Raw genomic sequence first — 15,342 nt, forward strand, 5'->3', positions numbered from 1 at the left:
AAAAAGTTTTTGCAAATATAAAAGCCTATCCCCTATTCAAGGTTTCTAATTTGTAAATTTCCGATGAAAAGAAGATTGTACCCATGAATTTCTTAGCTCATATTTATTTATCCTTTGGCGACAAGGAAATTACCTTGGGCAATTTCTTTGCCGATCATATAAGGGGAAATAAATTCAAACATTTCCCAGATAAAATTCAGAAAGGTATTCTATTGCACCGAGAAATTGACACTTTTACAGACTCCCATCGTATTGCTAAACAGAGTAGTAAAAGACTCCATAAAAATTACAGTCATTACAGCAGGGTCATTGTAGATATTTTTTATGATCATTTTTTGGCTAAAAATTGGTCCAGCTATTCAAATGTTCCTTTAGAAAGGTATGTTGATGATTTTTATGATTTGTTAGAGGACAATTACAATATATTGCCTTTGGCAACCCAGCGTATGATGCCTTATATGATTACGGACAATTGGTTGTTGAGCTATTCCAATCTTAAAGGGATTTCAAAGGTTCTGGATGGAATGAACCGCAGGACAAAAAATAAATCCAAAATGAACTTTGCCGTTTTGGACCTTGAAGAACATTATGCAGAGTTTGAAAATGAATTTGTGCTGTTTTTTGAAGAATTGATTACCTTTTCCAAACAAAAATTTATCTCTTTATGCAAAGATTAATACTTGTTACCTCTCTTCTACTATTATTCATAAACTGTAAACAACAACCTGCTATACCAACCGGATTGGTTACTGAAAATGCCATGGTAGTATCCGCTCGCGAAGAAGCTTCTAGGATTGGTTCAGAAATTATGGAAAAAGGTGGTAATGCTTTTGACGCTATGGTAGCCACAGAATTGGCATTGGCTGTTGCATATCCCTTTGCCGGGAACCTTGGAGGTGGCGGTTTTATGGTATACCGAAAGAACACAGGAGACATTGGAGCCATAGACTATAGAGAAAAAGCTCCGCTTTCCGCCCATAAGGATATGTATTTGGATTCTTTGGGCAATGTTGTTCCAGATATGAGTACCGTTGGCGCTACAGCTGTTGGTGTACCCGGAACAGTCGCTGGAGTTATGGAAGTGCACAAAAAGTTCGGTTCCCTTCCGTTATCTGATATTATGAAACCCGTAATTGCTTTAGCAAAAAAGGGCTTGATCGTTACTGAAAAACAAGCAAAAAGATTGGAAAGCTATCGGGAACGCATTGTTTCTGTGAATGGAGACAGCACCAAATTTGCCAATGTCTATAAAGCTGGAGATACCATTAAATATCCTGCCCTGGCAAAGACGTTGGAAAAGATTCTAGAAAAGGGTCGAGACGGGTTTTACACAGGTGAGGTGGCCAAAAAACTAGCAACGTTTATACAAGAAAAAGGAGGATTTGTTACGGAAGAAGATTTGACAAAGTATGAAGCCAAATGGAGACAGCCCATTGTTTTTAAATACAAAGACTTGAGCATCATTTCCATGAGCCCCCCAAGCAGTGGCGGAGCAACGATCAACCAAATATTCAAAATGGTAGAGCCATATAATATTTCTGAATATGGACATAACTCAGTTAAGTCCGTTCAATTATTTACGGAAGCCTCCAGACGTGCTTATGCAGACCGAAATTATTTTTTGGGTGACCCAGATTTTGTGGATATCCCACTAGGCGAGTTGTTGAGCGACTCCTATCTTAAAGAGCGTATGAAAAATTTCTCCTTTGACAAAGCCACTTTATCCTCAGATGTATCCCATGGCGAAGTAGAAATTGTTGAAAGCTCTGAAACTACCCACTATTCTATTATTGATAGCGAAGGAAATGCAGTTTCGGCTACCACAACTTTGAATGGCGGCTACGGTTCAAAACTATATTCAGATGAGCTTGGCTTCTTTTTGAACAATGAAATGGATGATTTTAGTGCCAAACCAGGAATCCCAAATATGTTTGGGCTTATTGGAGCAGAAGCAAATAGCATTGCTCCCGAAAAGCGCATGTTGAGCAGTATGACCCCTACTATTGTAGAAAAAGACGGTAAGCTTTTTTTGGTGGTAGGAACCCCAGGTGGCTCAACCATAATTACGGCAGTTGCCCAAACAATCCTCAATGTATATGAATTCAATTTGAGCATGCAAGAAGCGGTAAATGCGCCCAGATTCCACCATCAATGGCTTCCAGATTTAATTTCCTTTGAAGAGGAGGGATTTTCAGATGAAATAAAAGCTGAATTGAAACAAAAAGGATATAAAATTCATGAAGGTAGAAACCGAATCATTGGCAAAGTTGATGCGATAAGGGTACTACCTGATGGAAGTTTGGAAGGTGGTGCCGATAAAAGAGGTGATGATACTGCCGTAGGCTTTTAAACTATAGTATTGTGAACTACGATATTGTAATCCTTACCGACCCAAGGTATACAAATCCCAAAGAACTAAATTCAGGAATTGAAAACGTACTTCTAGAAGACCAACTCGTTCTTGATGCTCTTAAAAAGATAGGATTTAGTGCCACAAGAAAATCTTGGGATGACCCAGATTTTGATTGGACAACTACCCAATATGCAATTTTTAGAAGTACTTGGGACTGTTTCAATCGTTTTTCAGAGTTTTCAAACTGGTTGAATGACGTTTCAGGTAAAACAAAGCTTATCAACTCCAAAAAACTCATCAATTGGAATATAGACAAACACTATATGAAGGATTTGGCAGCCAATGGTATTGCCATTCCAAAAACTTTGTTCATTGAACAGGGAGAAACAATAACATTGTCCGATGCTATTAAAAAAGCAATAGAGGGTTATGGTTTCGATAATACTTCCTTAGTGCTCAAACCTTGTATTTCGGGAGGAGCTAGACACACTTACAAAATCCTTCCCTCAGAAGTTGTACAATATGACGAACTTTTTCAGGAATTAGTTACCAATGAAGCTATGATGTTGCAAGAATTTCAACATAACATTGTAACCAAAGGGGAAATATCCATGATGGTCTTTAACGGAAAATTTACCAATGCAGTTCTTAAAATTGCTAAACTAGGTGACTTTAGGGTTCAGGATGATTTTGGAGGTAGTGTCCAAAAATATAACCCATCAAAAGAAGAAATCAGTTTCACAGAAAATGTGGTCGCTGCAGCTCCAGAAATGCCTATTTATGCCAGAGTAGATATTTTTAGAGATAACGACAATAATCTAGCCCTGGCCGAGTTAGAAATTTTTGAACCAGAACTTTGGTTTAGACTTTTTCCAGATGCTGCAAATGTTTTGGCAAATAGTATTAAAAGTAGATTGTTTTAAAAATTCATGTAAATTAGGGTAAACCGCTTTATATCAATCACTTATTATTTTTAGAAAATCATTGAGAGCTTCATTGTTTGTTTTCTTTTTCCAGACAGCAAAAAGTTCAGTTTTAAAAGGCTCATCTTCCAATTCAATGAACCGTACTTTATATTTAGTTGCCAGGGTAAGGGATTTTGGGACCACGGAAATTCCCAATCCACTTTCCACCAGTTTAAAAATAGTAGGACCATGAATGGATTGGTGCGAAATTTTCGGCATAAAACCATGGCTGGCGCATAAACTTATAATTTGTTGGTAATACAATTGACTTTGCAGATTGGGAAAAAGAATAAAAGATTCTTGGGAAAACTGTTCCATACTCTCAAAGTTTACACTGGTAATGGGATGTTCCTTGGGCAATACTACACAGAGATTCTCCACTGCCACCGACTTAAAATCCATAGTTTCCGGTACTTCGTTAGATCTCATGAAACCAATATCCAATTGATTTTTTTCAAGCTGTTCCAATTGAGTTTGATTACTTCCTTCTTGCAAAACAAATTTGATTTTAGGATGCCGTTCACTCAATTCTTTAATTTTCTTTGGAAGGTATTCCTGCATTGCGGAACCAACAAAACCAATCTTCAACATCCCAGAATGCCCCTCCAGTGCAACATTCCAACGCTCCATGGAACTGGACAACTGACCAATAATGATCTCAGCTTCCTTTTTGAACAACTTACCAGCTGCGCTTAATTCTACACTTCTATTGCTCCTATTAAAAAGTTGCTGCTTCACTATTACCTCAAGCCTTTGGATTTGTTGACTCAATGCCGATTGAGAAATCAACAAACGCTCAGCTGCCTGTCCATAATGCAAAGTCTCCGCCAAAACAAGAAAGTAGTGCAGGTGTCTAATCTCCAATTGATTATTTAAACTAATCATTCATTTTAAATTAACAATTAAATGTGATTAAATATATAATTAGTTTTGTACACAAATAAATTCGTGCTATGCAATTCAATGACAACACTCCGTTAGAAATCGTTCTAAAGGCCATTTTTGATCCCTATAAAGAAAGTGTCACAGATGTGGAAACCATCAGTACTGCAATGATCCGTAAAGGCTTGATCAATAGGGAAGAGGATATTATCAATGACCATATTGCTTTCCGAACCTTAGGTGTTCCTAACCTTGGCATTAAATCCTTGGAAAAAATATTTCTTGCATATGGTTACCAAAGAAAAGATGCTTTTTATTTCGAAGAAAAGAAATTGGATGCTTATTGGTATGCACCACCAAGTCCAAAATATCCAAGAATTTTCATAAGCGAACTAAGGGTAGATGACTTGTCTCAAAATGCACAATCCATCATTAGAAAACATACCCAAGATATAGTAAAAGACCCTGTCGATGCTCTTGATTTTGAAAAACCCAAAGAAGTTGGAGAGTTCTTTTACCAACCACTATGGGAAGCTCCAACGGTAGATGATTTCTTAGAATTGGGCAAGGAAAGCGAATACACCGCCTGGGTAATTTACAATAGATATTATCTAAATCATTATACCATAAGTGTGCATGCCTTGCCAGAGCCATACAATAAGCTTGAAAAGTTCAACGCCTTTTTGGAGGAAACCGGTATTGTGCTAAATACCGCAGGAGGGAAAACAAAAACCAGTAAAGATGGTCTTTTAAAACAAAGTAGTTCTGTTGCCAAAATGGTAAACGCTACATTTGCCAATGGTGAACAAATGAAAATTGCTGGTAGTTATGTGGAATTTGCGGAGCGATTACCCTTACCTGAGTTCCAAGCAATGGACAAAAGTCTTTTAAAGCGTGAACATTTGCGAGAAGGTTTTGAATCTGCCAATGCCGATAAGATTTTTGAAAGCACCTATGATGAACAGGTAAAAAAGACGGCTACGTACCACTCTTAACCTGCCCTACCTGCTTTTTCAATTCCTCCATAGATTGTTGGAGCTGTCTCAGCAATCCAGTTTCCGTAGTGGCATCGACATTGAAAGTTAGTTTACTGCTTACCTCCCATATTTCCTGTATCTGAAAAGGTTTAATGTCATATGGAGGATAGGTCTCGTTCAAGGAAACCAAGGTAATGTTATTGGAATTTGGTTTTCTTTCAATCTTTTTCACCATTACAGAATCTTGAAGTACCACTACATACATTTTATTTGGACTTACATGGTCAATATGTTCTATCGCCCTAGACAACACCCATTCTCCAGGTCTTAAATTGGGTAACATACTGTCCCCTTCCACCTGAAATCCACGATAGGTCGCATTTCTAAACTCTGGAATGGGCATATCAAAAGCAGGTAATTGTTGATACCAGCTTGTATCTTGAATATTCTGTGGATAACCGGCCGCCGCCTTGGCATTGACCAATACCATATTATCTTGCTCGGCGCTATCAACGGTTACAACTTTGGGAATCACGCTGGTTTTCGATGTATCCAAGTGCTTTTGATCACTTTCACCAAATAACCATAATGGATTGATCTTAAACTGTCGCAACAATTCAGCCACAACCTTACCCGATAATTTCGTTCGTCCCCGTTCAATATCCGCTGTGGTATTCTTAACGCCCAGCAGTTGCGCAAAATCAGTTTGAGTATGGCCCAACTCTCTTCGTATCTCAATAAATCGTTTTAAGGTCAGTTCGTTCTCCATACTACAAAAATAGACTTTTTGGATTATTTCCAAAATTTTCACTGGATTATTTCCATTATTTGGAATATTTCCATAATTTTGATTGGAATATTTCCAAGTTATGGATTTTAAACGCATTCAAGAAAAACTGAACATTCTAGCAGACGCTGCAAAATATGATGTGTCCTGTGCCAGCAGTGGCAGTGATCGTGCCAATAAGGACAATGGGTTGGGAAATGCGTCCAAGATGGGCCTTTGCCATAGTTATACGGAGGATGGTAGATGTATATCACTCTTAAAGATTCTGTTGACCAACCATTGCATCTTTGATTGTGCCTATTGCGTGACCCGTAAAAGCAATGATGTACAAAGAGCCGCTTTTAAAATTCAGGAAGTTGTAGATCTCACCATCAATTTTTACCGTAGAAATTATATTGAAGGGCTCTTTTTAAGTTCAGGAATTTTTAAGAACCCAGATTACACCATGGAGCGTTTGGTTGCCGTTGCCAAAAAACTTCGAAAAGAGGAAAATTTCAATGGCTATATCCATTTGAAGTCCATTCCCGGGGTGAGTGATGAATTGATGTATGAAGCTGGATTGTACGCGGATAGACTTTCTGTTAACATAGAGGTGCCCACCATTTCCGGTTTAAAGCTTTTGGCTCCTGATAAAAAACATGAAGACTTTACCAAGCCCATGTTAAAAGTTAAAAATGAATTGAACCGCTATAAAAATGAGCGAAAAGTCATTAAAAGCACTCCTAAATATGCTCCAGCAGGACAAAGCACCCAGATGATTGTTGGCGCTTCTGGTGAAACTGATAAAGACATTATGTATTCCGCAACCTACTATTATAAAATGTATCAAATGAAAAGGGTCTACTACTCTGGCTATGTTCCCGTTTCCAATGATAGTCGTTTGCCGTCCATTGGATCTCAAGTTCCCATGTTGCGGGAGAATAGATTGTACCAAACAGATTGGCTTCTCAGATTTTACGGTTTTGCAGTCAATGAAATCCTGAATAAAGAACACCCAAATTTGGATGTTGATATAGACCCTAAACTGTCTTGGGCGCTAAGGAACCTACATCATTTTCCGGTGGACATCAACAAAGCGGATAAGCCATTATTGGCCAGGGTGCCAGGAATTGGTATGTTATCGGTTGATAAAATTATAAAGGCCAGGCAGTTTCGAAAATTAGGATGGGAACATCTTAAAAAGATAGGTGTGGCACTCAACCGGGCCAAATATTTTATTGTTTGTGATTCCAGAAACTGGGAACGTCGGGATTTGGATGCTGATAGAATCAAAGGACTGATTCTACAGAACTCACAAGGTAAATTTAGAAAGCAATACAGTCAACAATTGCAATTATTCAATTGATATAATGGAATTAAAAATAAGAAACATCAAAAACGAATAGATTATGAACCCATCTAAAACCCTCATCTACGACGGAAGCTTCAATGGCTTCCTTACTGCAATCTTCGTATCCTTCGAAGAAAAAATAAATGTGGCCGACATTCAGCGGAACTCACAAGGCCAAAACGGACTGTTTTCAGAAACGGAGACTATTTTCACCAATGTTGAAAAGGCCAAACGGGTATGGAATGGTATTCGAAACAAAAGCCATAATGCCATTACCAATGTCTATTTCGCTTTTTTGAGCGAAGCCGAAGGTGTTGAGCTTACCCTTTATACTTATATCCAAAAACTGATGGCTTCCAAAAATGGCAAGCAGTTGGATTATTCGGATGGTATTGTGTTACGTATTTCCCAATTGGCCCGTTCTGTTGGTCGAGAAAAACATAGAATGGAAGCCTTTGTTCGGTTCCAGCTCACGAAAGATGATATTTATTTTGCCAATATTGAACCTGATTTTGATGTGCTTCCATTGATTTCAAAACATTTCAGAAATCGATATGCAGACCAACAATGGTTGATTTACGATGTGAAACGTAAGTATGGTATTTTCTACAACTTGGAACATGTGGAACTGGTATCCCTAAATTTAAAGCAGGTACATTTCAACAAAATTCATAAAAGTGATGCTTTCTTAAGTGAGGAATATGACTACCAAACCCTTTGGAACGATTATTTTAAAAGTACCCACATTAAATCAAGAATCAACAGGAAATTGCATACCCAACATGTACCCAAACGGTATTGGAAGTATCTTTCAGAAAAGAAAGAAATTGCATAGATTTTAAATTAAGGCTAACGGTTATCTGAATTACTTGCTCCGTTCTCCTACAAAATGATCACTCTTGCTTTTAAAGAGCACATTGAATGTGGTCAAACTACCATAGATTCGAGTAATATACTGTTGCAAATCAATTTTTTCTTGATCGTCAAGGTTTTTACTGCTATTTATTTTTTGTTCCATTACTCTGATACGATCCCGAACCATTACAATTTTATGGAAAAAAGTATCAATGGGCATTTCCTTATTGGCCAGATCATCTCCTGGTTCCAGAATTAATTTACCGCCTCGCCACTTATCTCCAATAGCAACTTTTTCATGGGTATCACTCCACTTTTCCAAAATGCTTACCAATGAACGTTCTACATCAAAAAAACTTACGGTGTCCACTTCATCCTCCACTCTATCAATAACTTCAAACTCAGAATCCAAATCAATGGTTTCAAGACCATTTTCTAAAAAAGTCACCCAATAATGTTTGGAAGTTACGTTGGTAACCACTCCTTTCCCGTATTCCAAGTGATTAATTCTAGAGCCAATGCCCAATAATTTCATAGTAAAAAAGCTTATAGGTCACCTCAAGCGTAGCCAAGAAGCAACACGTTTATCATGAACCCAAAAATACATCATCAATTAACAAAAACGAAAACAAACCCTACTTCCTTTTTAAGCTTCAAATGTGTACTTTAGCATCTTGTGCTATGATTAACTACGAAGAAAATATTGAGGTCAAGGGAGCAAGGGTCCACAACCTTAAAAACATAGATGTTACCATTCCGAGGGAAAAACTGGTCGTCATAACCGGGCTCTCCGGGAGCGGAAAATCATCTTTGGCCTTTGATACCATTTATGCTGAAGGACAACGCCGCTACATTGAAACCTTTTCCGCCTACGCAAGGCAATTTTTGGGCGGTTTGGAACGCCCTGATGTTGATAAAATAGACGGCCTTTCACCTGTAATTGCCATAGAACAAAAAACCACCTCAAAATCCCCTCGTTCTACTGTCGGCACCATTACCGAGGTTTATGATTTTTTACGTTTGCTTTTTGCTCGCGCCGGAGATGCTTATAGTTATAATACTGGAGAAAAAATGGTCAGTTATAGCGATGAGCAAATCAAAAATCTAATCATCGACATTTACCGGGAGAAGAAAATAAACATCTTGGCCCCTGTGGTCAAATCCAGAAAAGGACATTATCGGGAACTTTTTGAACAGATTGCAAAGCAAGGTTTTGTAAAAGTGCGTGTTGATGGTGAAATTTTAGATATCACCAAAGGCATGAAGGTGGATCGTTACAAAACCCACGATATTGAAATTGTCATTGACCGTTTGAAAGTATTGGAAAGCGAAGATTTCCATAAACGGTTGAATGAAACCATCAATACGGCCATGTACAGTGGTAATAATGTTCTCATGGTCTTGGAAGAAGGTGAAGAAACCCCTCGCTACTTTAGTAGAGATTTGATGTGTCCCTCATCTGGCATTTCCTATCCTACTCCCGAACCGAATACTTTTTCATTCAATTCCCCAAAGGGCATGTGTCCAAAGTGCAATGGTCTGGGCCATGTATTTGAGGTCAATGAACAAAAGATATTTCCTAATAAAAGTTTATCCATCAAAGCTGGTGGAATTGCCCCATTAGGAGAGTATAAAAAATCCTGGGCCTTTAAACAGCTAGAAACTATTGCCCAACGGTATAAGTTTGAACTGACGGATCCCATAAAAAAAATACCTTCGGATGCCATGGAAGTTATTTTGAACGGTGGCAAAGATAGTTTTGAAGTCGATTCCAAAACCTTGGGAGTAAAACGGCAATATAAAATTGATTACGAGGGGATTTCCAACTTCATTAAAACCCAGTTTGATGAAGCCAATTCCACCTCCATAAAACGATGGGCAAAAGAGTATATGGACAAGGTCTCTTGCCCCAATTGTGAAGGGGCAAGACTCGGAAAGGAATCCCTCTATTTTAAAATTGGTGAGAAAAACATAGCAGAATTGGCCCAATTGGATATTGCTGAGCTGGCCACATTCTTTTATGAACTTCAGGATAATCTTGAGGGCAATCAAAAGAAAATTGCAGAAGAAATTGTCAAGGAAATTAAGACACGAATTCAATTTTTATTGGATGTGGGACTGGATTATCTATCCCTGAACCGAAGCTCAAAATCATTGTCCGGAGGGGAAGCGCAACGTATTAGACTGGCTACACAAATTGGGTCTCAGCTGGTTGGGGTGCTTTATATTTTGGATGAGCCCAGCATTGGATTACACCAACGTGACAATGAACGTCTGATTAATTCCTTGGTATCACTTCGTGATATTGGAAACTCTGTAATTGTAGTCGAACATGATAGGGACATGATTGAGCATGCGGATTATGTAATTGATATTGGCCCCAAAGCAGGAAGGCATGGTGGGGAAATAATTTCCGAAGGAAAACCTGAAGATTTAAAGCAATATCATACCCTTACTGCTGAATACATAACTGGTGAAAGGGAAATCCCCGTTCCGCAAAACCGAAGAAAAGGAACTGGAAAGAAAATAGTGCTTTCTGGATGTACAGGAAATAATTTAAAGAACGTTACGTCAGAATTTCCATTAGGAAAACTTATTGGGGTTACAGGAGTATCTGGCAGTGGAAAATCTACCCTGATTAATGAAACCCTCTACCCTATCATGAATGCCCACTACTTTAATGGGGTCAAAAAACCTATGCCCTATAAAAAGATAACAGGACTACAACATATTGACAAAGTGATTGATATCAATCAATCACCCATAGGTCGAACTCCACGCTCCAACCCTGCAACCTATACCGGTACTTTTAGCGAAATCAGGGCGTTATTTGCTAAAACCACCGAAGCGACCATTAGAGGTTATAAACCAGGAAGGTTCAGTTTTAATGTGGCTGGGGGAAGGTGTGAAACATGTCAAGGAGGAGGCCTTAAAGTCATTGAAATGAACTTTTTGCCAGATGTATATGTAGAATGTGAAACCTGTAACGGAAAACGTTTTAATAGGGAGACCTTGGAAATACGATACAAAGGAAAATCCATTGCCGATGTTTTGGAAATGACCATTAATGAAGCCGTGGATTTCTTTGAGAACATTCCCAAAATCCATAGAAAACTTAAAACCATCAAAGATGTTGGCTTGGGCTATATTTCCCTTGGGCAACAGTCCACTACCTTATCTGGAGGGGAAGCACAGCGTGTAAAATTGGCTACGGAACTTTCCAAAAGGGATACCGGGAATACATTTTACATTCTAGATGAACCCACAACGGGACTACATTTTGAAGACATTAGGGTGCTTATGGAAGTTTTAAACCAATTGGTAGACAAAGGAAATACTATTTTGGTCATAGAACATAATATGGACGTTATTAAAATGATGGACCATATCATTGATATTGGGTACGAGGGTGGCCGTGGTGGTGGAATGATCGTTGCCAAGGGAACCCCAGAAGAAGTAGCAAAAGACAATAAAAGTTATACAGCCAAGTTTTTGAAGAAGGAGTTGGACATTTCCAAGCGCAAGATTGCGCCTGCGATTTAATATAAAATATTCATATGCGAAAAGAACAACATCACAAGGGATGGAATGAAATAAAGACAAACGACTCATGGGCCATATTCAAAATTATGGGTGAGTTTGTCAGTGGATTTGAAAAAATGAGTGCCATTGGTCCTTGTGTTTCAATTTTTGGTTCTGCTCGGACAAAACCAGGGGAAGCTTATTATGAACTTTCCGTAAAAGTGGCCAAAAGAGTTGCAGAAGCTGGCTATGGCATTATTACCGGAGGTGGCCCCGGAATTATGGAAGCGGGTAACAAAGGTGCTAATTTGGCCGGTGGTACATCCGTTGGACTTAATATTGACCTTCCCTTTGAACAACATGACAACCCATATATTGACGATGACAAGAGTTTGGATTTTGATTATTTTTTTGTTCGAAAAGTAATGTTTGTTAAATATTCACAAGGGTTTGTAGTGATGCCTGGCGGATTTGGCACTTTGGATGAACTTTTTGAAGCTATCACTCTAATTCAGACCAATAAAATTCACACATTCCCAATCATTCTTGTAGGGTCAGAATTTTGGAGCGGACTTTTTGATTGGATAAAAAATACAATGTTAGAGGCTGGTAACATAAGCCCGAAGGATTTGGACCTCATTAAAATTGTAGATACCGAAGAAGAGGTGGTCCAAATCATTGACGCATTTTACAAAGGACGTAACCTTAGTCCTAATTTCTAAACCCACAAACTTTGGTTATCAAATATTTCATTCAACGGATTGCATTCCTATTTTGTTTCTTTCTATGTCACCTAGCAATAAGTCAACATAGAAACGAAATCAATGCCACCTTGGATGATACGACCAAGGAAATACAGATAACGCAAAAATTTACTTATAACAATACTTCGGATGATGGCCTTTCCGTTCTCTATTTTAATGATTGGAACCATGCATATGCCAATAAAAATACGGCCTTAGCAAAACGTTTTGCAGAAGAATTCAAGCGTAGTTTGCATTTGGCAAAAGACAAAGAAAGAGGCAGTACCAACTTAATAAGTATTGTTGATGATGCATATACTGGTTTAAGTTGGGATCGAATTGGAAACAGGGATATCATTAGGATTGATTTAGCAAGTATTTTGGACCCAGGACAGTCCATTCAACTTTTTTTGACCTATAAGATCAGACTTCCCAATAGCAAGTTTACATCCTATGGGTTTAATCCCTTTGGTGAATACTATTTAAAAAATTGGTACTTGACCCCTGCTGTATACGATGGGGAATGGAGGCTCTATGACAATATGAATTTAGATGACCTGTTCACTGATGTCACCAAAACAACCATTAACTTCACTTATCCAGAAAAACTTTTTTTATCAACCAATTTTAGCGACTCTGGAAACACTAGTTTTCCTGGTGGACAACATGTACAATTGAATGGTGAAAATCGAAAAAATTGTGAAATCATATTGAGTAAAACCAAAAGATTCACCAAACATGTTACAAGGTTCCTCACGGTTACCACAGATATGGAATCCAATAAGTATGATGTAGCTTCCCAAGGCATCTCCATCAGCAAGATTGTTCAATTTTTAAGTGAGAATCTAGGCGGTTATCCACACTATAACCTTATGGTCAGTGAGCTTGACTATAATAAAAGCCCCTTATATGGTATTAGCCAGCTTCCTTCTTTTATAAGACCATATGAGGCACAGTTCCAGTTTGAAATGAAGTTTCTAAAAACAGCACTTCAAAGTTTCCTAAAGGAAACCCTGTTTTTAGATCCAAGAAGAGAGCGCTGGGTAAAAGATGCCATAGAAAATTATCTTATGATAAAGTATGTGGAAGAATATTACCCTAACCAAAAACTTGCAGGTAAGCTATCAAGGCTTTGGGGGTTTAAAAGTTTTCATTTGGCTAAAATGGACTTTAATGAACAATATGCACTGTTAAGCATGCTTTCTGCCCGTAAAAATATAGATCAGGCGTTGACTACACCCAACGATTCACTTATAAAATTCAATGAAAAAATCGCCAATCGGTATAAAGCCGGATTGGGTATGTCCTATTTATCTGAATATCTGGGCACGAAGAAAATAGATAGCAGCATCTTATCATTTTATAAAACCCATAGCCTAAAGCCAAATGTAACAGCTCTGGATTTTAGAAAAACCATAGAACAATTTGCAGATAAAGAAATTGATTGGTTCTTTGATGAATATGTTTCAACCAGGAAAAAGATAGACTATAAAATTAAGAGGATAGATAAAACTGAAGATTCGATCACTTTTGTCATAAAAAACAAAAGAGGTACAAAAGTGCCTATTTCCCTGTTTGGTCTTAAAAAAGATTCTGTTGTTTCTAAATACTGGTTTACTGGTATAGATACTTCCAGAACGTTTACCATTCCTAGAAACAATGAAGATCGACTGGTATTAAATTACGATCAAAAAATCCCCGAGTTCAACCAAAGGGATAATTGGAAGACCTTAAATGGTTTCTTTTCAAGTAACAAAAAATTGAAGTTTCAATTTTTCAAGGATACAGAGGACCCTGATTACAATCAGATTTTCTACGTTCCTGTTGCAAATTTCAACGTCTATGACGGTGTTACCCCTGGACTTAGGATTTATAATAAAACATTCCTAGAGAGACCGTTTCAGTACGATTTCTCTCCTACCTACTCCTTTCTAGAAAAGACACTTGTCGGCAGGGCCAGTTTCCGGTATAGAAAGTACCATGGGAAAAGTGGTCTTTACGTTTCCAATTATTCTTTTTCTGGATCCACCTCGCATTTTCAGGTTAATTCCCGTTTTGCTACTTTGACGCCGGCCATAAGTTTTGGCTGGAGACCAGATGATTTAATCTCAAATAGAAGACAATCGCTACTAGTTAGATATAGAAGTGTTTTCAGGGATATTGATGAAAACATTATGGGTGAAATAGATACAGAACCAGATTACGGAGTTCTAAATGTAAGATTTAGGGATATAGATAACAATATCTTAAATTATACATCTTGGTTTTTGGATGCTCAGCATTCAAGTGATTTCACCAAATTGGCTTTTGAACTGGAATATAGAAAACTTTTTGAAAGCAATAGACAATTAAATCTACGCTTTTATGCAGGCAAGTTTTTAAGGAACAAAACCGAATCTGATTTTTTCAGTTTTGCCTTGGACAGACCTACAGATTATATGTTCGATCTAAACTACTTAGGAAGGTCTGAAAACTCAGGAATATATAGCCAACAGATTATAATAGCTGAAGGAGGTTTCAAATCCAGGTTAGAAAATCCATTTGCAAACGATTGGATTGCCACAACAAATGCCAGTGCCAATATATGGAGATGGATAGAAGCCTATGGCGATTTAGGCTATATTAAAAGTAAAAGACAAGATCCACGATTTGTATATGATTCGGGTATTAGATTAAATCTTGTTACCGATTACTTCGAACTTTATTTTCCCGTATATTCCAACAGAGGGTGGGAAATTGCCCAACCTGATTATGGACAACGCATACGCTTTATAGTGACCATAAGTCCTAGAACACTCATTGGGCTCTTTACCAGAAAATGGTTTTAGTTTGATATATTCTTAAAAAAAAGGTGTTTAAAAGCAACGATTTTAAAAAATAACCCCTCAAACACCTCTTTTATTATCAAATTATCACTTTTACAATCAT

Annotated in this window: 12 protein-coding genes; 9 read left to right on the forward strand and 3 right to left on the reverse strand. The window is 37.8% G+C overall.

Annotated features, from left to right (window positions below; genetic code table 11):
• Positions 1 to 83: 83 nt before the first annotated feature.
• Genes CRO15_RS09245 through CRO15_RS09255 form a run of 3 tightly spaced genes read left to right on the forward strand, consistent with a single transcriptional unit; the run spans position 84 to position 3,276 of the window.
• Entirely contained in the window at positions 84 to 677 is a 594-nt protein-coding gene (locus tag CRO15_RS09245) for an acyl carrier protein phosphodiesterase (RefSeq protein WP_097045502.1), read from the forward strand.
• The gene (ggt, locus tag CRO15_RS09250) at positions 665 to 2,350 is read left to right on the forward strand and encodes a gamma-glutamyltransferase (RefSeq protein ID WP_097045503.1); all 1,686 of its coding nucleotides are present in this window, start codon (positions 665 to 667) and stop codon (positions 2,348 to 2,350) included. The genes CRO15_RS09245 and ggt overlap by 13 nt, the downstream gene beginning before the upstream one ends.
• Positions 2,351 to 2,361: 11 nt before the next feature.
• Positions 2,362 to 3,276, forward strand: a complete 915-nt coding sequence (locus tag CRO15_RS09255; protein WP_097045504.1) for an ATP-grasp domain-containing protein — start codon at positions 2,362 to 2,364, stop codon at positions 3,274 to 3,276.
• 33 nt (positions 3,277 to 3,309) lie between these two features.
• Here CRO15_RS09255 and CRO15_RS09260 read toward each other — a convergent pair whose 3' ends face one another.
• Complete coding sequence (locus tag CRO15_RS09260; protein ID WP_097045505.1) at positions 3,310 to 4,203, reverse strand: LysR substrate-binding domain-containing protein; 894 nt, start codon at positions 4,201 to 4,203, stop codon at positions 3,310 to 3,312.
• A gap of 68 nt (positions 4,204 to 4,271) precedes the next feature.
• Between CRO15_RS09260 and CRO15_RS09265 the strand changes: the two genes are divergently transcribed.
• Positions 4,272 to 5,195, forward strand: coding sequence for a DUF1338 domain-containing protein (locus CRO15_RS09265; RefSeq protein WP_097045506.1), 924 nt, complete (start codon positions 4,272 to 4,274; stop codon positions 5,193 to 5,195).
• Here the strand turns inward: CRO15_RS09265 and CRO15_RS09270 are convergent.
• A complete protein-coding gene (locus tag CRO15_RS09270; RefSeq protein ID WP_097045507.1) occupies positions 5,179 to 5,946 on the reverse strand; it encodes an XRE family transcriptional regulator in 768 nt (255 codons plus the stop codon). The genes CRO15_RS09265 and CRO15_RS09270 overlap by 17 nt on opposite strands.
• A gap of 100 nt (positions 5,947 to 6,046) precedes the next feature.
• Here CRO15_RS09270 and CRO15_RS09275 point away from each other — a divergent pair, with 100 nt between their 5' ends.
• Entirely contained in the window at positions 6,047 to 7,309 is a 1,263-nt protein-coding gene (locus CRO15_RS09275; RefSeq protein WP_097045508.1) for a putative DNA modification/repair radical SAM protein, read from the forward strand.
• Between the two features lie 43 nt (positions 7,310 to 7,352).
• Positions 7,353 to 8,129: a TIGR03915 family putative DNA repair protein gene (locus tag CRO15_RS09280; RefSeq protein WP_097045509.1), complete on the forward strand. Its 777-nt coding sequence runs from the start codon at positions 7,353 to 7,355 to the stop codon at positions 8,127 to 8,129.
• 30 nt (positions 8,130 to 8,159) lie between these two features.
• On the opposite strand, the gene CRO15_RS09285 is transcribed toward CRO15_RS09280, so the two are convergent.
• Positions 8,160 to 8,684: a hypothetical protein gene (locus CRO15_RS09285; RefSeq protein WP_097045510.1), complete on the reverse strand. Its 525-nt coding sequence runs from the start codon at positions 8,682 to 8,684 to the stop codon at positions 8,160 to 8,162.
• A 146-nt stretch (positions 8,685 to 8,830) separates the two neighbouring features.
• Between CRO15_RS09285 and uvrA the strand changes: the two genes are divergently transcribed.
• Genes uvrA through CRO15_RS09300 form a run of 3 tightly spaced genes read left to right on the forward strand, consistent with a single transcriptional unit; the run spans position 8,831 to position 15,242 of the window.
• The gene (uvrA, locus tag CRO15_RS09290) at positions 8,831 to 11,692 is read left to right on the forward strand and encodes an excinuclease ABC subunit UvrA (protein ID WP_097045511.1); all 2,862 of its coding nucleotides are present in this window, start codon (positions 8,831 to 8,833) and stop codon (positions 11,690 to 11,692) included.
• 14 nt (positions 11,693 to 11,706) lie between these two features.
• Positions 11,707 to 12,393, forward strand: coding sequence for an LOG family protein (locus CRO15_RS09295; protein WP_097045512.1), 687 nt, complete (start codon positions 11,707 to 11,709; stop codon positions 12,391 to 12,393).
• An 11-nt stretch (positions 12,394 to 12,404) separates the two neighbouring features.
• Positions 12,405 to 15,242: a gluzincin family metallopeptidase gene (locus tag CRO15_RS09300; protein WP_313788463.1), complete on the forward strand. Its 2,838-nt coding sequence runs from the start codon at positions 12,405 to 12,407 to the stop codon at positions 15,240 to 15,242.
• The last annotated feature ends 100 nt before the right edge of the window (positions 15,243 to 15,342 follow it).

Source organism: Flagellimonas pacifica, from assembly GCF_900215465.1.
GTDB classification, from domain to species: domain Bacteria; phylum Bacteroidota; class Bacteroidia; order Flavobacteriales; family Flavobacteriaceae; genus Flagellimonas; species Flagellimonas pacifica.

Coding starts and splice junctions, on each gene's coding strand:
- CRO15_RS09260 (WP_097045505.1), bottom strand. CDS start 4,203: ATGATTAGTTTAAATAATCAATTGGAGATTAGACACCTGCACTACTTT.
- CRO15_RS09285 (WP_097045510.1), bottom strand. CDS start 8,684: ATGAAATTATTGGGCATTGGCTCTAGAATTAATCACTTGGAATACGGG.
- CRO15_RS09270 (WP_097045507.1), bottom strand. CDS start 5,946: ATGGAGAACGAACTGACCTTAAAACGATTTATTGAGATACGAAGAGAG.
- ggt (WP_097045503.1), top strand. CDS start 665: ATGCAAAGATTAATACTTGTTACCTCTCTTCTACTATTATTCATAAAC.
- CRO15_RS09280 (WP_097045509.1), top strand. CDS start 7,353: ATGAACCCATCTAAAACCCTCATCTACGACGGAAGCTTCAATGGCTTC.
- CRO15_RS09245 (WP_097045502.1), top strand. CDS start 84: ATGAATTTCTTAGCTCATATTTATTTATCCTTTGGCGACAAGGAAATT.
- CRO15_RS09275 (WP_097045508.1), top strand. CDS start 6,047: ATGGATTTTAAACGCATTCAAGAAAAACTGAACATTCTAGCAGACGCT.
- uvrA (WP_097045511.1), top strand. CDS start 8,831: ATGATTAACTACGAAGAAAATATTGAGGTCAAGGGAGCAAGGGTCCAC.
- CRO15_RS09265 (WP_097045506.1), top strand. CDS start 4,272: ATGCAATTCAATGACAACACTCCGTTAGAAATCGTTCTAAAGGCCATT.
- CRO15_RS09295 (WP_097045512.1), top strand. CDS start 11,707: ATGCGAAAAGAACAACATCACAAGGGATGGAATGAAATAAAGACAAAC.